Here is a 22,396-nt window from a genome sequence, read left to right on the forward strand (position 1 = left end):
TCGTATTCCCCTTATCCGCGTCCGCGTGTCACGCGATCGATCATCATTGCGACGAGGATAATAAGACCGGTTGCGAGAAGTTGATAGAAAGCCTGGACGTTCATCAACGTCAAACCGTTGCGCATTGCTCCAAGAATGATCGCACCGAGGATCGTACCGATGATCGAGCCCTTGCCGCCCATCAGTGACGCACCGCCGATCGCAGCAGCAGCGATCGCATCGAGCTCCCAGAGATTGCCGAGAATGGGTTCGGCTGCACCAAGGCGGCCGATGAGGATCAGCGACGCAAGAGCCGCCAGCAAGCCGGAAATGACATAGGCGGTGATCTTGGTCAGCGCGATCGGCACACCGGCCACATAAGAGGCTTCCTCGTTGCCGCCGACAGCGAGGAGATATTCACCGACCGGCGTCTTCTTCAGAACGATCCAGGCGATAACAGCAACGATCGCAACGATGATGACGGAATTGGGAATACCGGCCACCGAACCATTGAAGAGCGAGCGAAATGTCGCCGGAATACCAAGAACCGGATTGCCACCCGTATAGATGAGGGCAAGAGCGCGGTAGGTCGATAACGTGCCGAGCGTGACGATGAACGGTTGCAGGCCGACATAGGCGACGAGAACACCGTTGACGAGGCCGCAGAGCATGCCGATGCCGAGACCGGCCATAATTGCCACCGGCACCGGATAGCCGGCCACCAGCAGTGTGGCGCTGAGAACCGCGGCGATCGCTGCCGTCGGGCCGACCGAGAGATCGATGCCGCCCGAGATGATGACGAGCGTCATCCCGAGCGCGATGCAGGCATTGATGCTCGACTGCTGCAGGATATTGATCAGGTTGCGCTCGGACAGGAAGCCCGGGACCAGCATGGCAAAGACGGCCATGATGACGATCAGCCCGATCAGGGTGCCGGCATCGCGCAGTGAGAAGGAGGATAGGAAATTCGCAGAACGCGCAGGGGCGCTGGAAGCGATGTCAGACATGATTGTGCTCCTGCTGGACCGATTTTTTCTTGAGAGCGGCATCGCCGACGGCATGCGCGACGATCGCCTGCTCGGACAGTTCGTGCCGTTCAAGCGTTGCGGCTATCTTGCCGTTGCGCATGACCATGACGCGATCGGAAAGGCGGATGACTTCCGGAAGCTCGGACGACACGACGATGATCGACTTGCCCTCGGCGGCGAGGTTTTCGATCAGATGATAGATTTCGGACTTGGCACCGACATCGATGCCGCGCGTCGGCTCATCGAAGAGAAGGATCTCGGAGCCAGCAGCCAGCCAGCGGGCGATGATCGCCTTCTGCTGATTACCACCGGAAAACAGCCGGATGGCGCGATCGATCTGGAATGGCCGCAGATTGACGCGCTTGAGCAGCTCTTCGGCCCTCGTCTTGACCGTACCGTGCCGGACAAGACCGGACTTCGAGAACTTGCCGAAGGACGGAAGCGCCATGTTGACCGAGACGGAGCGGCCGGAAATGATGCCCTCGCGCTTGCGCTCCTCGGGAAGCAGTCCGATGCCGGCGGAAATGGCCGAGCGGGGATTGGTGAGTTTCAGCTCGCGGCCGTCGACATGAACGGCACCTGTAGCAATCGGGTCGACCCCGGCAAGGAGGCGAAGAAGCTCTGTGCGACCCGAGCCGACGAGGCCGGCAATGCCCAGGACCTCGCCGCGACGGACTGTGAAGGAGACGTCGCGGACATGCGTCACGCGGGAGGAGAGGTCGCGCACGTCGACACGAACGTCCTCCTTCACATGGGAATTATGTTCTTCGTGCTGTAATTCGCGGCCGACCATCATCGCGATGACGTCTGCCTCGGCGGTCTCCCGCAGATCGACGGTACCTACTACGACGCCGTCGCGCATGACCGTGCCGCGATGGCAGATGCGGAAAACCTCATCCATCTTGTGAGAGACATAGATGATGGACACACCGAGGCTCGCAAGCTTCTCGACAATTGCCGCCAGACTTTCGAATTCGGCCGGCGTCAGGCTGGACGTCGGCTCGTCCATGGCGATGATCTTCGCCTTGTCGAGGAGCGCGCGGGCGATCTCGACGATCTGGCGCTGCGCGACCTTGAGGGTCTTGATCGGCGCGGAGGGATCGATGGTCGGATCGATCATCGCCAGAGCTTCGGCAGCACGCCGCTCCTGCTCACGACGATTGACCAGCATGCCGCCGGCAGACTTTATCTGGTGACCGAGGAACATGTTCTGCGCCACGGTGAGGTTCGGAACCTGCTGTAATTCCTGATGGATCATGGCGATCCCGGCAAGCCTGGAACTCTCGGGCGTCTTGAAGGCGGCAAGTTCGCCATCGACGTAAAACTCACCGCTCGTCGGCTTGGCAACGCCCGACAGGATGCGCAGAAGCGTTGACTTACCGGCGCCGTTCTCGCCGAGCAGCGCGTGGATCTCGCCAGGAGCGACCTCGAAAGAGACGTCCGTCAGCGCCTTCACGCCGGGGAAGGTCTTGGTGATGCCACTGAATCTGAGACGGGTGGTCATGAGCATTTCCGATGCGTTTCGGGGCCGAAGCATTGGGCCAAAGAGGGGCCGGCACATAACCGGCCCTCGTCGTTTCGGGACGCGCCGCTTACTGGGCGGAGGCGGCGTCCTTCATGAGCACAGCGCGGATATCGACGCCCTCGCCCTTGTACGTGGCAAGATTGTCCTTGGTGATCAGCGCCTGCGGAGTGGCGACCACGCGCGGCAGCTTCTGGCCCGCGACGAGGCGAAGTGCCGTTTCCATCGCGACTTCGCCAGTCAGAACCGGGAAGCTGTCGACTGTCCCGGTCAGTTCACCGGCTTCGATCGACTTGTATGCGTCGGAAATGCCGTCCGTGCCGAAGACCGCGACCTTGCCAAGCAGGCCGGCAGATTTGACAGCCTCGACAACACCGAGCGCCATGCCGTCATTGTTGCAGTAAAAGCCGATCAGATCGGGATGCTGCTGCAATATGTTGGTGGCCGCATCGTAGGACTGCTGGCGATCCCAGTTGCCCGGAACGCTGGCGACAACCTGGAACTTGTCGTTGGCGGAGATCGTCGACTTGAAGCCGTCGGTTCGCTGGACAGCCGCGTAGACGCCGGCCTGGCCTTCGATGATCGCCACCTTGCCGCCGTTCGGAGCCTTTTCGATGAACCACTGGGCAACGCGCACGCCGTTGTCGCGCTGGACGTTGCCGACGTAATGCTCGACCTGCGGAATGACCGCGTCATTGACGTTGACCACCGGAATTTCCGCTTCCTTCGCCTGTTCCAGCATCGGCTGCAGGTTCGCATCGGTCTGGGGAGAGACAAGAATGACGTTGAAGCCGGTCGTGACCATGCCCTCGGCAATGGTCAGCTGGCCGAGTTGGTCACCCTCGCTCTGGGCAGCCTGATAGGCTACCGAGACGCCTGCCTTCTCACCGAATTTCTCATAGCCCTCGCCAAGCGAACGCCAGTATTCATTGGTCAGCGTCTTGGACACGCCGCCGGCGCGCGTGCCCTCGGGAAGCTTCGGCATGGCGCCGAACTTCGCCTCGAGCTGCGACCAGTCAATGCGGTCCTTTTCGGTATCGGAATTGAGGGGGGCGAGCTCCTGCGCGAAGCTGGCATTGGCCCACAGAGCCGCTGCGAGGCCAGCAGCGACGGTCGATGTGATGAACTTATTCATTCGGTTCCTCCCGGATGGATATATTGGAGATTTTGTTCAGAAGCGGTCAGGCCACTTCGCCAAGCATCACTTCCTGAAGGATGGCCTGAGCGGAGACGGCATCTTGACGGTCAATCGCGCCTGAGAGGCGATTGTCCTGCTCGAGGCGATCGACGACCTTCAGCATTCGCCTCACGGTCTTGATGTTGACCTCGCATTCGTGGACCGGATCGAGACCGGTCATGTCTGGGAATGTGTCGAAATAGATGGCACCGTCGTAGCCATCCCGCTTGATCTGGCGAAGTAGTTCGATGGTCTGCACCGAATGCACCGCACCGACCATCAGGCCATCATCGCGCTTGGCATAGCCGTCGTTGAGGTGAACGCCGAGGACACGGCTGTGGCGCGCGATCATGGCCGCAGCAAAGGCAGGCTGTTCGTCGGCGTAGAGGACATGGGCGAAATCCAGCGTGACGCCGAGGTTGTCGCAACCGACGTCCTTGATCGCCAGCAGCGTGGTCGCACAGTCGGGCATCAGGCTATAGGAGCGCGGCTCGTTCGGCTTGTACTCGATCGAGATCGAACAATCCGGGTCGTGCTCGCACACTTCACGGATGCCGTCGATTTCGTGTTGCCACATGCGGTCGTAGTTCGCCTGGAAGGCATAATCGAAACCGTCCTGACCGAGCCAGATGGTCATCAGGTTGGAGCCGGCCTCGCGAGCTGCGTCGATCCCAGCCTTGGTGAGGTCGATCGCCTCGCGGCGCACCTTCTCATCCGGATGGGTGAAGGCGCCAAGCTTGAATGCGGGATTGGTATAGTAGCGCATGGCAAACCCGTTGATAGACAGGCCGAGATCACCGAGCTTCGCTGCGATTTCCGAAGGCTTCTCCGAAACATGGTCGGGATAGTTGAGATCGAGGTCGGTCAGGCCCTCTACCTTGGCAGCGCGCGCCGCCATCTGCATGACCGTCGGCTTACCCTTGAGATCCGGCCACTCGGCCGACGCATTGGAGGCAAAGGAGTTCAGGCGGGTGGCGAAACGGGGGCTGGACAATGTTCTGACCTTATCAAATGAGCTTCACGGTCAAAACTTCACAAAAATATTTTAATTTGTAAACCAAAAAAGTTATTGCGCCGCACCAAAATTCGGCGGCGACAATCAACCCGAAGCGCAAATCAGCGAGAAGAAGGGAACCCGGCTTGAATCGCACCTGTGAATGACAGCGCTTCGAGCGGGCGTCATCTATGCGCAGCGCCAAATTGATTCCGGCAATGGCGAGAGCTGCCGACGCGGCGCTCGCGCCGTGACGACGAGCAACAGCGCATTTATCGAAGGGCCACTCAAGGGCTCGGCAGAAAGTGAAGCAGATGGACCCGACCATCGGGCTCAAGACTTAAGCAAGCTTTGGCTTCGATTTTCTGAGGAGTGCCTAGCGACCTTACGTCAGGGATGCAGGAGGACGGACATGAAAGGCACTGGACCCGATTGGATTTCCTTCTCAGAAATGCAAATCATGTCCTGACGGTACCGCGTGCACCGGTCAGGTGCTTACGCATGAGAGCCGCCGCCACCTCGTTGTCGCCATGCTCCAGCCGATCAAGGATCTCCAGATGCTCGCTGCATGTGACCACGACCCGCTCCGACCCGTGCTGCCAGTTATAGTTCGACAGGCGGCGAAGCTGGTTCTGCCGGTTCATCGCCTCTTCGATATAGCGGTTTCCGGACGCCGCGCTGATGCCGAGGTGGAACTCTGCATTCATCTCGAAAAGCGTGACACTCGAAGTCTCCGTCCAGGGATCGGCCAGCATGGCCTCATGCCGTGCGCGCATCGAGGCCGCCCAACCGGCCGACAATGAAAACTCGGGCGACAGGATGGCCGCACACTCGATCAGAAGACGAAAATTATAGCTCTCCTCACGCGCACGTGCGTCGCGAGCGGGATCGAAGAACTGCCATCCGTAGCCTTTACGGCGCTGAATCACGCCAAGCCCCTCAAGCTTGATCAACGCTTGGCGCACCGCCGTGCGCTCATGCCCTGTCAGACGCATCAACTCCATCTCGGCAAATTGTTCCGGCAGCTTTCCCTCACGACGCAGCCGGGCAACAGCGATCAGAAGCTCCTCGTCCGCAGACGGCGCATCCACCGCATCGATCCGAGGCGGGATCGATGCAAGCATCATCCCGCGATTGGGCTCATGCTGCACGAAGCCCTGCGCCTCCAGGAGTTCCAGCGCCATGCGGACCGGCGTGCGGGATACCCGCAGGCGCTCTGCCAGCTGGCTTTGGCGAAGCCTCGCGCCCGGCCGCAGATCGTCCTCATGAATGACTTCGACGATACGGCGCATCAGATCCTGTTGAAGAGGCGTGCTTGCGTCCGACATTTTTCGCTTGCCTTCTCGATATTTTTGGTTTTTGTTTTATGAAATACTTTTTTGACGAAAGCAATCCAAAGGCCTCCACCCTTTGCTCATCATCCGGAATATGCTGTCATGACCTTGCCCCTTCCATGCCCACTTGTCGAAGTCTCTGGTACGCCGTTCGAACGCGGTCAACAATATGGCGAGCAGGCCGCCGAACGCATCCTTAAAGGCGTGGGCCACTACAAGGATCAGCTTCATTCTTCGGGCATGAAGGATGACGATCTTACAGCGGTGATCGACCGCTTCGCCGGGGCGATCGAGGACTACGGCAGCCAGTACATCGAAGAGATGAAGGGGATCGCCCGCGCTGTGAACAAGGATCTTTCCGCGATCCTTCTGCTCAATGCCCGGACCGAAATCCTCAAGCTGGCGCGCCGCCGGGAAGCCGGGCAGCAGGATTTTATCCAGTCCGATGGCTGCACCGGCGTCTTCGTCATGCCGTCCGCCAGTGTCGATAACAGCTTCATCCACGCCCAGAACTGGGATTGGAAAGCCGAATGCGCCGAAACAGCAATCGTACTCAAGATCAAGCGCGAAGACGGTCCCGATATCATTACCTTCACGGAGGCTGGCGGCCTCGCCCGCACCGGCTTTAATTCCGCGGGCATCACGATCAGCGGCAATTACCTGGAGACCGACCGCGATTATCGGCAGCTTGGCGTTCCGCTTGCCATCATCCGCCGCAAGGTCCTGGAACAGGAACAGTTGGCGATGTCGATGCAGGCAGTTTATGCCACGCGCAAGTCGGCTTCGAACAACATGATGATCGGCCATGCGCATGGCATCGCGATCGATTTCGAATGTGCGCCTGACGAAACCTTCCTCGTTCACCCGCAGGACGGCATTCTCGTGCATGCCAACCACTTCCAAAGCCAGGTCGCGCTGTCGAAATTGCTCGACAAGGGCGTCGTGAACATGCCGGACAGCCTCTATCGGGATCTGCGTGTTCGCCAGTTGCTGGAGCCGCATAACGGCCGCATCACCGTCGACACCGTGAAGGATGCACTGTCGGATATGTTCGAAACGCCGTATTCGGTCTGCCGCCCTCCGCGCACGTCGCCGCTTTCCAACAACCAGTCCGCAACCGTCGCCATGATCGTCATGGTACCGAGTGAAGGGCGCATCGAGGTGGCCCTGCTGCCGGCACTCGGCGCCCATTTCTGGAAATACAATCTCGACATGCAGGTGAAACCGATCGAACAGCCTGGACAGGCTCAAACGAACGCCGCCTGATCAAAAACCTATAAGGGAACAAAAACGGGAGCTTCCGATGAAATACCGCAATTTTCTGACGATGACTGCAATGACGGCCGTGATGGCCGCGACTGCCGGAACCGCGCTTGCCCAGGACAAGATGATGCGGGTGCGGCTGAATGCTGACATCCGCTCGACGGACCCGGGCGTCAACCGGGATGCGAACAGTGATGCCGTGGTTCTTCACATGGTCGAAGGCCTTGTCGGTTACCGCGACGATGCATCCGTTGCTCCCCTCCTGGCGAAATCGGTCGATATTTCCGAGGACGGCAAGACCTATACATTCAAGCTGCGCGACGGCCTCAAGTTCAGCAATGGCGAGGCGCTGACTTCCGCCGACGTGTTGAGCTCATGGGCGCGCTATACCGATCCGAAGACCGCCTGGCGCTGCCTCAAGGATGTGACGGGCTCGGGTGTCGCCAGCGTTGCCGATGTTGCAGCGCCTGACGCATCGACCGTCGTTTTCACGCTGGAAAAACCCTCCGCGCTGTTCCTGGCAACGCTTGCGCGCACCGACTGCGGCGGAACCGGCATCTATTACAAGAGCTCGCTCGATGCCGAGGGCAAGTGGGTGAAGCCGATCGGCACCGGCCCGTTCACGCTGCAGGAATGGCGCAGCGGCCAGTATGTGCAGCTTGCCGCCAATCCGAATTACGTCTCTCCCGGCGGCGAGCGCACCGGCTATGTCGGCGACAAGACACCCAAGGTGGCCGTCCGCTTCATGATCATTCCCGACGATGCCGCAGCAAAGACCGCCATATCTTCGGGCGACATCGATGTGCTGGCCGACGTCAACAATGCCGATATCGACGAGATGACCGAGAACGGCGACATCAAGGTGGACAAGGTCGACGCCATGGGTCTGACAGGGCTTCTGTTCCAGACGCGCGACCCGCTGCTGAAGGATGTCCGGATCCGCAAGGCTATCATGCTGTCGCTCGATATTCCGCAGATTACCGAGGCGCTGACAAACGGCCAGTCGGCGGCGAGCGCATCGATTGTGCCTGTGCCGAGCCCCTATTTCGGCTCTGCCCAGAAGGAAATGCCGGCGCGCAATATCGAGGAAGCCAAGAAGCTTCTTGCCGAAGCCGGTTACAATGGCCAGCCGATCAAATGGCTGGCGACCAAGCATTATCCGTCGCTCTTCGACGCTGCCGTGCTCGTGCAGGCGATGGCCCAGGAAGCGGGCATCAATATCGAGGTGGAAACGCTCGACTGGGCGACCTTGCTCGACCGCTACACGACCGGCAATTACGGCGCCATGTCCTTCACCTATTCCGCCCGCCTCGACCCCTCGCTTTCCTTCGACATGGTCAGCGGCAACAAGGACAAGAGCGCCAACAAGGTCTGGGACAATCCGGAGGGCCTGAAGCTGATCGCGGAAAGCACTCAGATCACCGACGAGGCCAAGCGCCAGGCGATCTTCGACAAGCTGGAAGGCATGATCCGCGCAGATCTTCCGATCATCCCGCTCTATTCCGGTACCCGCATCGGTGCAGTCCGTTCGAATGTCGAGGGGTACAAGACATGGCCGGTCGGCTATGCACGCATGTGGGGCGCCTCCTTCACCCAGGGCAACTGAGCCGATGAACGCCCTTACGAAATATATCGGCAAGCGTCTGTTATGGACGCTTCCGACACTGCTGCTCGTTGCGGTGATGGTGTTCTTCCTCGTCAGGATGATCCCGGGCGACCCTGCCCTGCTCATTCTGGGTGACGACGCGAGCACGGAAGAAATCGCCGGCCTTCGGGCCAGCCTCGGGCTCGACCAGCCGGTGCCTCTGCAGTTCCTCTACTGGCTCGGCAATGTCGTCCGGGGAGATCTCGGCAACTCGATCTCCAACGGCGCGCCGGTTCTGCCGCTCATGCTCGGTCGCTTTCAGGTCAGCGCCACGATCGTGCTCGTCGCCGTCGGGCTTGCGACGCTCATCGCCATCCCGGCCGGTCTGATTGCCGCCTGGCGCCAGAACGAGCATGTCGACGTCGCGATCGTCGCCGCCTCGACGCTGCTGATGTCGGTTCCGAGCTTCTGGCTCGGGCTCGTCTTTCTACTCATCTTCGGCCTCAATCTCGGCTGGCTGCCGGTGGTCGGCTTCGTGCCCTTCAGCGAAAACCCATGGACGGCAATCACCTATGTCATCCTGCCGATCATGACGCTGATGCTGATCGAGGTCGGCGTGCTGACCCGCATGATGCGCGCCAGCGCCATCGAGATCCTGCGTCTCGAATATGTCATGCATGCCCGCGCCAAGGGCCTGTCGGAACGCAAGGTCCTGCTGCGTCACGTCCTGCCTAACGCCTTCGCGCCGACCTGGACGATGATCGGCCTCGTTCTTGGCGGTCTGCTTGGCGGTATCGCAGTGCTGGAAACCGTCTTCACCTTGCCCGGCCTCGGGCGCCTTCTCGTCGATGCGATCTTCGCGCGCGACTATCCGGTGGTACAGGGATGTCTGCTATTCACGGCCATGATCTACGTGATCGTCAATCTGATCGTCGATCTTTGCTATCCACTGTTCGATCCGCGGGTCACCGCCTCATGATCAGGCAGCCGGCAAACATGCTCATCGGATCGGCGCTGCTGATCTTCATCGGCGGCATGGCGCTCACCGCCATGGTCTGGACACCCTACGACCCGGCGGCGATCAAGCTCATCTCCCGCCTGAAGCCGCCATCGGCGCAATTCTGGCTCGGCACCGACGAATTCGGCCGCGACGTCGTCTCGCGACTGATGGCGGGCGCGGTGCAAAGCATGACTGTCGCTACACTCACCGTCGCCTTCGCGATCATCGTCGGCACGATTGCCGGCCTTGTCGCCGGCTATACGCGCGGCACGGTCGATCGGATCCTGATGGTATTCAGCGATGCGCTTCTCGCCTTTCCCGGCACGCTGCTGGCGCTCGGCCTGATGGTCATCTCCGGTCCCAACAAATACGGCATCATCCTGGCGCTCGGCATCGCCTTTACCCCGTCCGTGCTGCGTGTCGTCCGCGCCAGCGTGCTTTCGGCACGCGAGCGGGAATATATCGAGGCCTCGCGCGTCATCGGCAATTCCGAATTTGCCACCATGTTTCACCACGTCCTGCCCAATTGCACCGCACCGATCGTAGTTCTCGCCACCTCGATGTTCGGCTGGGTGGTTCTGGCGGAAAGCGGCCTGAGCTTCCTTGGCCTCGGCGTGCCGCCGCCGGCGCCGACCTGGGGCAACATGCTGTCGGCTGCCCGCACCTATATCGAGCGAGCCCCATGGCTCGGCCTTGCCCCTGGCATCTGCATCTCGCTGACGCTGCTCGGCATCAACCTGCTCGGAGACGCGCTGCGCGATCGCTTCGACCCGCGAATGGAGCAAAAGTGATGACCTCAGGCACGTCCTCTCCGTTGCTCAGCATCCGCGATCTTCGCGTTACCACCTCGAACGGCTTCCCCATCCTGCATGACGTCTCCTTCGACGTCGAGGCGGGCAGCATCGTCGCACTCGTCGGCGAAAGCGGCAGCGGCAAGACGGTGGCCGCCCGTGCCTCGATGCGGCTTCTGCCGAAGGCGATCAAGCCGACATCCGGCGAGATTCTCTTCCAGGGCCGAGACGTGCTGACAATGTCGGAGGCCGAAATCCGCAAGGTCCGCGGCGCCGAGATCGGCATGGTCTTTCAGGAGCCCATGGTGTCGCTCAATCCGGCACTGACGATCGGCGCGCAGCTCGTCGAGGGACTGAGGCTGCATGAGAAGATCGGCGTCGAGGCCGCACTCGAACGCGCCAGCGAAATGCTAGCGAGGGTGAAAATCCCGGATCCGGCCGCCTGTCTTTCAGCCTATCCGCACCAGTTTTCCGGCGGCATGCGCCAGCGCATCATGCTTGCCTCCGTCATGCTGCTCCGGCCAAAGCTTTTGATCGCCGACGAACCGACCACGGCGCTCGACACGCTGACCCAGCGCGAGGTCATGGAAATCATGGTCGACCTGACGCGAACCTTCGGCACCGCGGTCCTGCTGATCACCCACAATCTCGGCCTCGTCGCCCAATACGCGAAAAAGGTCATCGTTCTCGAGCGCGGCAAGCTGATCGAGACGGGATCGGTCGAAGACGTGCTTCACCGACCGAAGGAACAGTATACGCGCACGCTGATCGACGCGCTGCCCAAGCGTGATCATGATCGCAAGCCGCTGGCGGCAGCGGCACCGCTGATCGAGGCGCGCGATGTCGAGGTCACTTTTTCCGGCGCGGGCAACATGTTCAGCACGGCCGAGAAGAAGCTTGCCGTCAGAGGCGTGTCGCTCGGCGTGCAGCCCGGTGAGGTCGTGGCCGTGGTCGGTGGTTCCGGTTCCGGCAAGACGACGCTCGGACGGGCCATGCTCGGTCTTCTTCCCCTTTCCGGCGGAGACGTTCTTTTCCGTGACCGCTCCATGGCATCCGCCGATAAAGTGGCGGCGCGCGATTTCCGGCTGCAATGCCAGCTGGTCTTCCAGGATCCCTATTCCTCGCTCGACCCGCGTCAGACGATCTTCGACATCGTTGCCGAGCCGTTGAAGCATGGCCCGAAGCTCGGTCGTGCCGAAAAGACAGAGCGGGTGAAGGAGATGTTGAACGAGGTCGGGCTCTCCGGCCTCAGTGAACGATATCCGCATGCACTCTCGGGCGGCCAGCGTCAGCGGGTCGCAATTGCCCGCGCGGTGATCCGCAATCCCGCCTTCGTCGTCGCCGACGAGCCGGTCTCCGCCCTCGACATGACGATCCAGAAACAGGTTCTCGACCTCTTCCGCAGGCTGCAGGAAAACCATGGCTTCGCCTGCCTCTTCATCAGCCACGATCTCGGCGCCGTCTCGCGCGTCGCAGACCGCATCGTCGTCATGCAGCAGGGGCTGATCGTCGAACAGGGCAGCACAGGCGATGTGCTTGACAATCCGCAGCACGACTATACCCGCGCCCTGCTCGAAGCGACGCCGACGCTCGGCATTGCCGCATGAACCTCATAGCGAGACCACGATGAAGAACGCCGAAGCCGTCTGGACCATCGTCGATGAGAAGAGCCCCGCCTTCTTCGATCTCAGCGACCGCATCTGGGACATGCCGGAGATCAATTATGAGGAAGTCCGCTCCTCGGCAGAGCATCTGCGCCTGCTGGAGGCCGAGGGCTTTCGGACCGAGCGCACTGTAGCCGGCATTCCGACCGCGATCATGGGCGAGGCAGGCGAAGGCGGCCCGGTCATTGCCATCCTCGGGGAATATGATGCGCTTCCAGGCCTGAGCCAGCAATCCGGCGTGGCCGAGCCGTGCCCCGTCATCCCGGGCGGTCATGGCCACGGCTGCGGGCATAACCTCCTGGGGTCAGGTTCGATGCTGGCAGTTGCAGCTGTAAAGGATTATCTGGCCGCGAACGGCCTCAAGGGCCGTGTCCGCTATTACGGATGCCCGGCCGAGGAAGGCGGATCCTCGAAGGGCTTCATGGTGCGCGCCAGCGTGTTCGACGACGTCGATATCGCCATCTGCTGGCATCCGGCGGCCTTTACCGGCGTCAACAATCCGGTCTCGCTTGCCTGCAGCGAGATGAACTTTCATTTTTCCGGCCGCGCATCCCACGCCGCATCCACACCGCATCTCGGCCGCAGCGCGCTCGATGCCGTCGAACTGATGAATGTCGGCGTCAATTTCCTGCGCGAGCACATGCCGATCACCGCGCGCATCCACTATGCGATCATCGATGCGGGCGGTTCGGCGCCGAATGTGGTGCAAGCCAATGCCACGGTGCGCTATCTCGTGCGCGCGAAAACGCTGCCCGAGCTTCTGGCCCTCGTCGCCCGCGTCAAGCGCGTGGCTGAAGGTGCCGCCTGGATGACCGAGACGACGATGCGGCAGGAAATCATTTCCGGCGATGCGAACCTGATGGGCAACGAACCGCTGGAAGACTGCATGCATGCGCAGCTTGAGCGTCTCGGCCCTGCGATCTTCAGCGACGAGGACAAGGCGACAGCGCGCAAGTTCCAGGCGACGTTTTCGCCGGAAGACATCGCCTCGTCCTATGCCCGCTTTCATGTGAAGCCGAAGAACGACGAACCGCTCTGCGACCTCATCGTCCCGCTCTATGCGGGTGACACGTCGATCGTCGGCTCGACCGATGTCGGCAGCGTCAGCTGGGTCGTGCCGACGGTACAGATGCGCGGCGCGACATATGCGATCGGCACGCCCGGGCATTCCTGGCAACTCGTGGCGCAAGGCAAGCTGCCGGCGGCGCACAAGGGCATGGCCCATGCCGCAAAAGCCATGGCAGCGACGGCCGTCGAACTCTTTCTCAATCCCGCGCTCGTCGAGGCGGCCAAGGCGGACCTTCAGGGCCGCCTCGACGGCAATCCGTTCATCAATCCGATCCCCGACGACGTGATGCCGCCGATCCCGGCTCAAGCCCACGACTAGACGTAGATCCGGCTCACGACCCAAATCACCAGACAGAAGACGAGACGACCATGGACACGCTGCAGCTCAACGCCAATTCGCTGGAATCCTACTGGATGCCGTTCACGGTCAACCGCGATTTCAAGAAGAAGCCGCAGATCGTCACCGGCGCATCCGGCATGTATTATTCGATGAGCGACGGCCACAGGCTGCTCGACGGCATCGCCGGCCTCTGGTGCGTCAATGCCGGGCACGGCCATCCAAAGATTGTCGAGGCAATCCAGAAACAGGCGGCGCAGCTGGACTTCGCCTCGTCCTTCGGCTTCGGCCATCCACTCGCTTTCGAGTATGCGAGCCGCCTGACCTCGATCGCGCCGGAAGGCCTCGACAACGTCTTCTTCACCAACTCCGGGTCGGAAGCCACTGATACGGCGCTGAAGCTTGCGCTGGCCTATCATCACGCCCGCGGTCAGGGACATCGCCAGCGCATCATCGGCCGCCAGCGCGGCTATCACGGCGTCGGATTCGGTGGTCTTTCGGCGGCCGGCATGGGGCCGCACAAGAAGCAGTTCGGCATGCTTCTGCCCGGCGCGGCGCACATGCCACACACTCATGATCCGGCACGCAATGCCTTCAGCCTTGGCCAGCCCGCACATGGTGCGGAGATCGCCGATGAGCTGGAGCAGATGCTGCAGACCTATGACCCGTCGACCGTGGCCGCCGTCATCGTCGAGCCGGTCGCTGGCTCGACCGGAGTGCTCGTCCCGCCCGTCGGCTATCTGGAACGGCTGCGGGAGATCTGCACGCACCACGGCATTCTGCTGATTTTCGACGAGGTGGTCACCGGCTTTGGCCGTCTCGGTCATCCTTTCGCGGCCGACCGTTTCGGCGTGACACCGGACCTGATCGCCATCGCCAAGGGCATGACCAACGGCGCTGTGCCGATGGGCGGCGTGATCACCTCCGGCAAGATCCACGAAGCACTGATGGGAAATGCAGCGCAGGGCGCCGTCGAATTTTCGCACGGCTACACTTACTCTGGCCACCCGCTCGCCTCGGCCGCGGCGCTTGCCACACTCGACGTCTATCTCGGCGAAGGCGTCTTAGAGCATGCGGCTTCGATCGAGCCGCTCTGGCAGGAACGCGCCCACGGAGCGAAGGAATTGCCAAACGTCGTGGATATACGCAATCTCGGCCTGCTTGCCGGGATCGAGCTTGGTGAGGATGTGGTGACCGGCAAGGCCATGGCCAAGAAGGTCTACGACCACTGTTTCGAACGCGGCGTATTGATCCGGCCCGTCGCCAATACGATCGTGCTGTCTCCTCCGCTTGTCATCTCCGAGACGGAGATCGACATGCTGTTTTCGACGATCGGCGCGGCCTTGAGATCGCTCTAGCCGCTTCAGCGCAGCTCTCTGAAATCCCGGCCTTGTTGGACGGGGGCGCTTACTCCCGGCCGCGCAGAGCATGGCTCAGCATGTTCGCCGCCTCTTCTGGCCTGAAGAGGCGGCGTCTGCTGTACAGGAGTTACTTCGCGTTGACGATCTCTTCGGGCAGCGGCGTGCCGTGGTATTTTTGATAGATCTCGTTGAGCTTGCCGTTTTTCAGATTGGCCGCGACCCACTCATTGACCTTGGCAAGGAGCTCCGGCTCGTTCTTGCGAACGCCGATAGCGAGATTGAGGACGCGGATGGTGATCTTCGGCTCGAAGGCGAGGGTCGGGTTCTTATCATGAACCTGCTTGACCAGGGTCGCCGACGTTGCGATCGCCTTTGCCTGGCCCGACACGGCGGCCGTGACCATGGTCGCATCGTCGTCGTAACGCGTGACCGTGAACCCATGCTCGGCCGCCATCTTCGTCAGTTCGCTATCCTGCGTCGTTCCGCGGGTAACAGTCACCGTCTGCCCCTTGAGGTCGGCCCAGTCCTTGATCGGAGAAGACGCCGGCGCCGCAATGACGGACAGAAGGCCGGCATAGGGCTTCGAGAAGTCGATAACCTGAGCGCGCTCCGGGGTCACCGAAAGCGTCGAGATGACGATATCGGCCTTGTTGGTCTGCAGGTTCGGGATACGTGTCGCACCGGTTGTCTGGATGAATTCGACCTCGACACCCCAGTCCTTCGCCAGCAGCTGCGCGGTCTCGACATCCGAGCCTACCGGCTTGAGACTGGCGTCCAGCATCCCCGATGGCGGAATGGCAAGATCGGTTGATACCCTGATCTTTTTAGCCGCGATGACATCGGCATAGGTATCGGCCATGGCCGGCATCGCCTGGGCCGTCAGCATCGCTCCCACGACGCCGAATGCGAGAAGTGACTTCAGCATTTTCATTCTCCTCCGTTGGTTTTTCATTTCAAAGGTCGTGACTGAGGAATTCCTGCAGTTCCGTGGTCCTGGGTGCATTGAGGATCGTGGCATCGCCCTCCTCATGCACGAGCCCGCGATGCATGAAGATCACGCGATCGGCGATCTTGCGGGCGAAGTTCATCTCATGGGTGACCATGATCATCGTCATGCCGCTTTCGGCCAGCTTCTCGATGACCCGCAGAACCTCGCCGGTCAGCTTGGGGTCGAGCGCCGAGGTGACCTCGTCGAACAGCATCACCTTCGGTTCCATCGCGAGCGACCGGGCGATGGCAGCGCGCTGCTGCTGGCCCCCGGACAATTGTTCGGGATAGTGGTCCGCCTTGTCTCCCAGGCCGACGCGCTCCAGTGCCGATCGGGCAAGCTCTCGCGCCTGCGCTTTCGGCACATTCTTCACCGACCGCGGAGCGAGCGTAATGTTCTCCTCGATGGTCAAATGCGGGAACAAATTGTAGCTCTGGAAGACGATGCCGACGTCGAGGCGCAGCTTGCGCAGATCGAGTTTCGGGTCGTGCACCTTGTGCTCAGCCACCGTGATCTCGCCGCTGTCGATGACTTCAAGCCGATCGACGCAGCGAAGCGCCGTGCTCTTGCCGGAGCCGCTGGCACCGATCAGCGCAGCGACCTCGCCCTTGTTGACAGAGAAGGTCACGCCGTGCAGCACCGTCACGGCACCAAAGCTCTTTTTCACCTGATTCAATGCGATCATCGACATGATCCGCCTCCCTATATTGTCCCGGCCTTAAGCGGCCGGCTTTATCTGCGCGCGCCGTCTCGGCCCCATGCGCTCGAGCCGCTGGCTGGCCGCGGAGAGCGGAAAGCACAGGCAGAAATAGAGCGCTGCAACGATGAGGTAGATGAGGAAGGGCTCGAAGATCGAGTTGTTGATGAGCTGCCCGGCACGGGTCAGTTCGACGAAGCCGACGACCGAGGCAAGCGAGGTGTTCTTGACGATCTGGACACTGAAGCCGACCGTCGGCGGCGTCGCGATGCGGATAGCCTGCGGCAGGATCACCTTGAACATTCTCTGGGGCTTGGAAAGCGCCAGGCATTCGGCCGCCTCCCATTGCGCCTTCGGAACCGATTCCAGGCAACCGCGCCAGATCTCGCCGAGATAGGCGCTGACATAGATCGTCAGCGATATCCCCGCCGCAAACAGTGGCGTTATCGAGAACCCGAGCGTCGGCAGGCCGAAATAGATGATGAACATGATGACCAGAAGCGGCGTGCCCTGGATCAGCTGAACATAGGTTGCCGCGAGAAGACGGATGGCCTTGGACGGGGTGATCCGCGCAAGCGCGACCAGAAATCCGACAATCCCGCCTCCGACAAAAGCCATCGCCGTCAGGACAAGCGTCCAGACAACGCCGTTCAAGAGGAAGATCAGGTGGTTATGATTGAATGCAGTCGTCATGATCGCCTCCCTTACAATGGCGTTCCGAGCCGACGACGGCGCGGGAACAGGGCCATGCCGAGCGCCCAGAATAGGGCGCGCATGACGAGCGACAGGAAGAGATAGATGACGGCGATGACGAGATAGGTCTCGAAGGGCCGGTAGGTTTCCGACTGGATGAAGTTGCCGGCCGCCGTCAGTTCCTCAGCCGAGATCTGCGATGTCACCGAAGAGGCGAGCATCAGGAGGATGAACTGGCTGGTCAATGCCGGATAGACCCGTTCCATCGCAGGCCGGAGACCGACATGCCAGTAGAGCTGGACGGGTGAAAGGCCGAGGCATTCCCCAGCCTCCCACTGACCCTTCTGGATGGCGTCGAAGCCGGCACGCATGATCTCCGCCGTATAGGCCCCCACATTTACCGTCAGCGCGAGGATCGCCACGAGGATTGCGCCGAAGGAATAGCCCAGGCTCGACAGACCGAAATAGATCACGAAGATCTGCACCAGGAACGGCGTGTTGCGGACGCTTTCGATATAGATCGAGGCAATCCCACACAAAACCGGACCACCCGAGCGACGCGCGATGGCGCAGGCCGTTCCGATGACGAAGCCGGTCAAGGTCGTGACAAGCGCAAGCTGGGCCGTCAGCGCCATGCCATCGACCAGCATCTGCCAGCGAAGGAGGACGACGGAGAAATCGAAGTTCATGGGTGACCTGCCATCGCGACCGGAACGTCTTGGCCAGTCATCCGGTCATAGACCTTGAAGAGAGCCTGGTTACCGTTCGATCCTTCGCCATGAGCGCGCGCCTCGACATATTGCGAGGTAACGAGCGAGGTCGCAGGAAGAGGCACGTCCTTCTGGCCTGCCATTTCCAGAACAAGACGCAGATCCTTCAGCATCAGGTCGATGCGGAAACCGGCGCTGGCATCACCGGCGATCATGGCGGGGCCGAGCTTTTCGAGCATCCAGGAGGACGCCGAGCCGCCGAGCAGGACGTCACGCATCTGCTCCAGATCGACACCGCTTGCGCGGCCAAGCGCGAGCGCTTCGCAGACGGCCTGAATGTTGACGGCGCAGACGAGCTGGTTGCAGAGTTTGACTGTCTGCCCTGCACCTGGTGCACCTACATAGGTGATCGTCGTGCCCATGACCTTCAGAACAGTTTCGGCGCGATCGAATGCCGAACGTTCTCCGCCAACCATGATCGAAAGTGCGGCATTCTTGGCACCGATCGGACCGCCCGAAACCGGACCATCGAGCATCGAGATCGACTTTTCCGAAAGATGGTCGGCCATTGACCGCGTCGCTTCGGGCGAAATGGTGCTCATATCGATGAAGATGCCGCCCCGCGGCATGTGTTTAAGTACGCCATCACGGTAGACCACATCCTCTACCTGCGGCGTATTCGGCAGCATCGAGATGGTGATTTCCGCATCGGCGACAGCCTCGGCGACACTTGACGAGGCAATGCCACCTTTTTCGGCAAGGCTTTTCACCGCATCCGATGAAATGTCGAAAACCCGAACAGGATATCCGGCGGCAATAAGATGGCCGGCCATTTCGCGGCCCATCACGCCAAGTCCGATAAATGCCAGTTTGGGGAAGGTGTTGCTGGACATGTCTGCTCTCCCTATCAATCCGTGCGGCGCCTACTGCGCCTTTTCCAGAGCGGAGAGTTTTTCGACGCGACGGACAAAGTCCTCGTTGCGGTCGAACTGAGCGTCGAGATAGGCGACGACCAGGTCTCGGGCGAGCCAGGGACCGACGATCTTGGCACCGATGCACATGACGTTTACGTCGTCATGCTCGACGCTCTGGTGGGCGGAATGCACGTCATGGCAGACTGCCGCGCGGATACCATTGATCTTGTTGGCGGCGATTGCCGCTCCGACACCGGTACCGCAGACGAGAATGCCGCGCTCAGCCGCACCATCGCGGACCTTCTTGCAAAGCAGGCCGGCAATATCGGGGAAATCGACCGGTTCGGGCGTGAAGCTGCCGATATCCTCGACCTCATGGCCAAGCTCCTTCAGCACTTCGATGACGTCCGCCTTCAGCGGAAATCCCGCGTGGTCGCTACCGATGACAATGTTCATGAATATCCTCCCTTTCATTGAATGGAAAACTAGGTCGAGACGCCCGTTCCCTTGGAAATGTCGTGCAGGCTGGCTCGACGCCTGAAATCGGCACCGATCTCGAAATGCTGATGCAGCAGATCATCGGCGCGAACCCGGTCGCGGGCGGCCAGGGCCTCAAGGATCAGGCGATGATGGTCGATAAGGAATTCCTCTATCCCGTCCACCCGGATGATCTTTTCGCGGCGCTCCAAATGCGAGCGCATCATCAGCTGGGAGATCGATGCGTAGATCGTCACCAGGGTCGGCGAATGCGACGCCGCGACGATCGCCTCATGGAACTGGAAATCCGCGAGACCGCCGAGTTCCGGATTATCGATCGTCTGGACGATGCGGCCGAGGGCGCTGGCGATATTTGCAAAGTCCTGCTCGGTCGCGCGCTGGCAGGCGATGCGCACAGCGTGATGCTCGATCGCCTTTCTCGCCTCCATGATATCACCCGTCACATTCGAGCCGTGAGCGAGCATGAAGCTGAAGACATCACCAAGAGCGGTGGCATCCGGGCGCCGGACGATCGTACCGACACCGTGCCGGATCTCCACGGCGCCGATCATCGACAGTGCCCTCAATGCCTCACGAAGCACGGGGCGGCTGACATTCAGGTGGGCGGCCAGTTCGCGCTCGGGCAGCAGACAATCTCCCGCCTTCAGCTCTCCAGACAGAAGCTGATCGCGCAGAAATGCCGCGACCCGGTTATGAGCCCCTGCTTCCTGTGGTTCGCGACGGATCGTTTTTTTGACTGTCATTTTTTGTCCATACCGTGGTATTACCACTAAACTATCCACGGTAGGGACACTGTCAAGCTCAGAAACCGACGTTTCTTCTAAGCCATTGCAGAAGCCCGCATTTAACGCACAGCAAAGGCCAGTTTCCTGGCTATTGCTGAAGACAGGAGTTCTCCATGATCACCGTAATCGGCTCCATAAACATGGATCTTGTCGCGAGGACCGAACGCCTGCCGCGCGCAGGTGAAACCGTGGCGGGACGGACATTTGCCAATTCAGCCGGGGGAAAGGGGGCAAACCAGGCGCTTGCAGCAAAATTGTCAGGCAGCTGCGTAAGTATGGTCGGTGCGATCGGAGATGACAGTTTTGCCGCCGGCGCACTCGGCGTGCTTCGCACAGCATCTGTTGACCTGACCTCGGTGAAGACTGTGCCTTCGGTAACAGGCACTGCGATAATCCTGGTGGACGGCTCGGGAGAAAACATGATCACGGTCATCGCCGGCGCGAATGATCTCGTTGCCAAAGATATGGTGGACGACGCTTTGGCGGAAATGGCGGCTGGAGACCTGCTCATGCTGCAGATGGAGATCCCCGCGGATACGATAGAGCACGCACTGAAGGAAGCACGCGCAAGAGGCATCGTAAGCGTGCTGAACACCGCGCCATTTACCACGGATGTCCCACGATTGGCTGGACTTGCCGATATCGTCATATCGAACGAAACAGAATTCGACCTGCTCGCAGGATTAACTACGTCTGGGAAAGAACTGCGACTGGATGCGCTGATGCGCCTGCACGAACAACGCGGCCAGATCTTTGTTTTGACACTTGGCGCCGAAGGGGCGATTGCAATCAAGGACGGTGAAATCATCCAGGCAGACAGCCTGAAGATCGATCCTGTGGACACGGTCGGCGCAGGCGATACGTTCTGCGGCTACCTGGTCGGTGGGCTGGAGCAAGGCTTCGACATTCGGACCGCACTGCAGCGTGCCGCGGCAGCCGGGTCGATTGCCTGCCTTTCCGCCGGAGCACAAACCGCGATCCCGATGGTCGCGGCAGTCGAGGCCGCCTTGGCGGCAACCTGAAACTGACGGCGATATTCGCGAGAGCCGCTGCCATTCCTGAAATGGTATGACGCATGGCACCGCGCGTTCCACATGACGCGCGGCGACCTCACTTGCATTTCATAACGTTCGACTAAATCCGCGCGCCAACCGCTTTCTCAAGATAGATTTCGCGCAGGCGACGGCTGACGGGGCCGATTGCGCCATCACCAATCACGTGACCGTCGATAGACAGTACAGAGGTTACGAAGGATGTGGCCGAAGTGATGAAGGCTTCTTTCGCCTCGAGAGTTTCCGCGATAGTGAAAGAGCGCTCTTCCAGAGCGTAGCCCGCGTCCTCGGCAAACCGAAGAACGGCCGCGCGGGTAATGCCATGCAGGATGTCCGACGACAGGCTGCGCGTGACGATCTTGTCATCGGCCGTTACGATATAGGCATTGGCCGAGGAAGCTTCCGTGACGAAGCCGTCCTGCACGAGCCAGGCGTCGTCGGCGCCGGCATCATTCGCGGCATTCTTCGCCATGGAGGGATAAAGCAGCTGGACCGTCTTGATGTCGCGGCGCCCCCAGCGAATGTCGGGCAGCGAGATGACCTTAAGGCCGCGCTTGGCAAGCGGGCTTTCCAGTACCGGCCGGGCCTGGGTGAACATGACGACGACCGGCGGGGTATCCTTCGACGGAAAGTTGAAGTCGCGGTCGGCGTTGCCGCGGGAGATCTGCATGTAGATCAGCCCTTCATCGACATTGTTGTCGGCCACCAGCTTGCGATGAATCGCCAGCAGCTCCGCATCGCTCATCGGCACGGGCATGTCGAGTTCCTTCAACGAGCGTGCGAGCCGGGCCATATGTCCGTCGAAATCGACGAGCTTTCCGCCGATGACGCAAGTGACTTCGTAGATGGCATCCGCAAACAGGTAGCCACGGTCGAAGACCGAAACCTTGGCTTCCGATTCCGGGCAATATTGCCCGGCGACGTAGACGATGCGTTCAGGTGAGCTCATGTTCATT

The 22,396-nt window shown here is 60.8% G+C and carries 22 protein-coding genes; 8 read left to right on the forward strand and 14 right to left on the reverse strand.

Annotation, left to right across the window (positions count from 1 at the left end):
- Positions 1 to 11: 11 nt before the first annotated feature.
- From BM216_RS15225 to BM216_RS15250, 6 genes are all read right to left on the reverse strand, one after another.
- Positions 12 to 986, reverse strand: coding sequence for an ABC transporter permease (locus BM216_RS15225; protein WP_093000024.1), 975 nt, complete (start codon positions 984 to 986; stop codon positions 12 to 14).
- On the reverse strand, positions 979 to 2,511 hold the full coding sequence (locus BM216_RS15230; RefSeq protein WP_093000025.1) for a sugar ABC transporter ATP-binding protein: 1,533 nt from the start codon (positions 2,509 to 2,511) through the stop codon (positions 979 to 981). The genes BM216_RS15225 and BM216_RS15230 overlap by 8 nt, the downstream gene beginning before the upstream one ends.
- 88 nt (positions 2,512 to 2,599) lie before the next feature.
- Positions 2,600 to 3,664, reverse strand: a complete 1,065-nt coding sequence (locus tag BM216_RS15235; protein WP_093000026.1) for a sugar ABC transporter substrate-binding protein — start codon at positions 3,662 to 3,664, stop codon at positions 2,600 to 2,602.
- 46 nt (positions 3,665 to 3,710) lie between these two features.
- Positions 3,711 to 4,700: a sugar phosphate isomerase/epimerase family protein gene (locus BM216_RS15240; RefSeq protein WP_093000027.1), complete on the reverse strand. Its 990-nt coding sequence runs from the start codon at positions 4,698 to 4,700 to the stop codon at positions 3,711 to 3,713.
- A 13-nt stretch (positions 4,701 to 4,713) separates the two neighbouring features.
- Positions 4,714 to 5,028 carry a hypothetical protein gene (locus tag BM216_RS15245; RefSeq protein ID WP_093000028.1) on the reverse strand — a complete coding sequence of 105 codons (315 nt, stop codon included), beginning with the start codon at positions 5,026 to 5,028 and terminating at the stop codon, positions 4,714 to 4,716.
- Positions 5,029 to 5,158: 130 nt separating this feature from the next.
- On the reverse strand, positions 5,159 to 6,028 hold the full coding sequence (locus tag BM216_RS15250; protein ID WP_093000029.1) for a GntR family transcriptional regulator: 870 nt from the start codon (positions 6,026 to 6,028) through the stop codon (positions 5,159 to 5,161).
- A 108-nt stretch (positions 6,029 to 6,136) separates the two neighbouring features.
- Here BM216_RS15250 and BM216_RS15255 point away from each other — a divergent pair, with 108 nt between their 5' ends.
- From BM216_RS15255 to BM216_RS15285, 7 genes are read left to right on the forward strand one after another with little or no spacing between them, the layout of a single operon-like run.
- On the forward strand, positions 6,137 to 7,300 hold the full coding sequence (locus tag BM216_RS15255; RefSeq protein ID WP_093000030.1) for a C45 family autoproteolytic acyltransferase/hydrolase: 1,164 nt from the start codon (positions 6,137 to 6,139) through the stop codon (positions 7,298 to 7,300).
- A gap of 37 nt (positions 7,301 to 7,337) precedes the next feature.
- Entirely contained in the window at positions 7,338 to 8,903 is a 1,566-nt protein-coding gene (locus BM216_RS15260) for an ABC transporter substrate-binding protein (RefSeq protein ID WP_093000031.1), read from the forward strand.
- 4 nt (positions 8,904 to 8,907) lie between these two features.
- Complete coding sequence (locus BM216_RS15265; protein WP_093000032.1) at positions 8,908 to 9,861, forward strand: ABC transporter permease; 954 nt, start codon at positions 8,908 to 8,910, stop codon at positions 9,859 to 9,861.
- Between the two features lie 17 nt (positions 9,862 to 9,878).
- Positions 9,879 to 10,673 carry an ABC transporter permease gene (locus tag BM216_RS15270; protein ID WP_244530188.1) on the forward strand — a complete coding sequence of 265 codons (795 nt, stop codon included), beginning with the start codon at positions 9,879 to 9,881 and terminating at the stop codon, positions 10,671 to 10,673.
- On the forward strand, positions 10,673 to 12,280 hold the full coding sequence (locus BM216_RS15275; RefSeq protein ID WP_093000033.1) for an ABC transporter ATP-binding protein: 1,608 nt from the start codon (positions 10,673 to 10,675) through the stop codon (positions 12,278 to 12,280). The genes BM216_RS15270 and BM216_RS15275 overlap by 1 nt, the downstream gene beginning before the upstream one ends.
- A 19-nt stretch (positions 12,281 to 12,299) precedes the next feature.
- Positions 12,300 to 13,724: a M20 family metallopeptidase gene (locus BM216_RS15280; protein WP_093000034.1), complete on the forward strand. Its 1,425-nt coding sequence runs from the start codon at positions 12,300 to 12,302 to the stop codon at positions 13,722 to 13,724.
- 50 nt (positions 13,725 to 13,774) lie between these two features.
- Entirely contained in the window at positions 13,775 to 15,100 is a 1,326-nt protein-coding gene (locus BM216_RS15285) for an omega-aminotransferase AptA (RefSeq protein ID WP_244530189.1), read from the forward strand.
- Positions 15,101 to 15,230: 130 nt separating this feature from the next.
- Here BM216_RS15285 and BM216_RS15290 read toward each other — a convergent pair whose 3' ends face one another.
- The 7 genes from BM216_RS15290 to BM216_RS15320 all read right to left on the reverse strand — a co-directional run bounded on the left by BM216_RS15290 (position 15,231) and on the right by BM216_RS15320 (position 20,346).
- A complete protein-coding gene (locus BM216_RS15290; protein ID WP_244530195.1) occupies positions 15,231 to 15,989 on the reverse strand; it encodes a transporter substrate-binding domain-containing protein in 759 nt (252 codons plus the stop codon).
- Positions 15,990 to 16,056: 67 nt separating this feature from the next.
- Positions 16,057 to 16,782: an amino acid ABC transporter ATP-binding protein gene (locus tag BM216_RS15295; RefSeq protein ID WP_093000036.1), complete on the reverse strand. Its 726-nt coding sequence runs from the start codon at positions 16,780 to 16,782 to the stop codon at positions 16,057 to 16,059.
- A 27-nt stretch (positions 16,783 to 16,809) separates the two neighbouring features.
- Positions 16,810 to 17,481 carry an amino acid ABC transporter permease gene (locus BM216_RS15300; protein ID WP_093000037.1) on the reverse strand — a complete coding sequence of 224 codons (672 nt, stop codon included), beginning with the start codon at positions 17,479 to 17,481 and terminating at the stop codon, positions 16,810 to 16,812.
- A gap of 11 nt (positions 17,482 to 17,492) precedes the next feature.
- Complete coding sequence (locus tag BM216_RS15305; RefSeq protein WP_093000038.1) at positions 17,493 to 18,170, reverse strand: amino acid ABC transporter permease; 678 nt, start codon at positions 18,168 to 18,170, stop codon at positions 17,493 to 17,495.
- The gene (locus BM216_RS15310) at positions 18,167 to 19,084 is read right to left on the reverse strand and encodes an NAD(P)-dependent oxidoreductase (protein ID WP_093000039.1); all 918 of its coding nucleotides are present in this window, start codon (positions 19,082 to 19,084) and stop codon (positions 18,167 to 18,169) included. Before BM216_RS15310 ends, BM216_RS15305 begins: the two co-directional genes overlap by 4 nt.
- A 30-nt stretch (positions 19,085 to 19,114) precedes the next feature.
- Positions 19,115 to 19,561: a ribose 5-phosphate isomerase B gene (gene rpiB, locus BM216_RS15315; RefSeq protein WP_093000040.1), complete on the reverse strand. Its 447-nt coding sequence runs from the start codon at positions 19,559 to 19,561 to the stop codon at positions 19,115 to 19,117.
- A 29-nt stretch (positions 19,562 to 19,590) separates the two neighbouring features.
- Positions 19,591 to 20,346, reverse strand: a complete 756-nt coding sequence (locus BM216_RS15320; protein ID WP_093000041.1) for a FadR/GntR family transcriptional regulator — start codon at positions 20,344 to 20,346, stop codon at positions 19,591 to 19,593.
- 155 nt (positions 20,347 to 20,501) lie between these two features.
- Here BM216_RS15320 and BM216_RS15325 point away from each other — a divergent pair, with 155 nt between their 5' ends.
- Positions 20,502 to 21,410 (forward strand): ribokinase, encoded by a 909-nt coding sequence (locus tag BM216_RS15325; RefSeq protein WP_093000042.1) that lies wholly within the window; start codon positions 20,502 to 20,504, stop codon positions 21,408 to 21,410.
- Between the two features lie 112 nt (positions 21,411 to 21,522).
- Here the strand turns inward: BM216_RS15325 and BM216_RS15330 are convergent, their stop codons facing one another.
- On the reverse strand, positions 21,523 to 22,395 hold the full coding sequence (locus BM216_RS15330) for a D-amino-acid transaminase (protein ID WP_093000043.1): 873 nt from the start codon (positions 22,393 to 22,395) through the stop codon (positions 21,523 to 21,525).
- Position 22,396 lies beyond the last annotated feature (1 nt).

The organism is Rhizobium sp. NFR07 (assembly GCF_900111905.1).
GTDB lineage: Bacteria > Pseudomonadota > Alphaproteobacteria > Rhizobiales > Rhizobiaceae > Neorhizobium.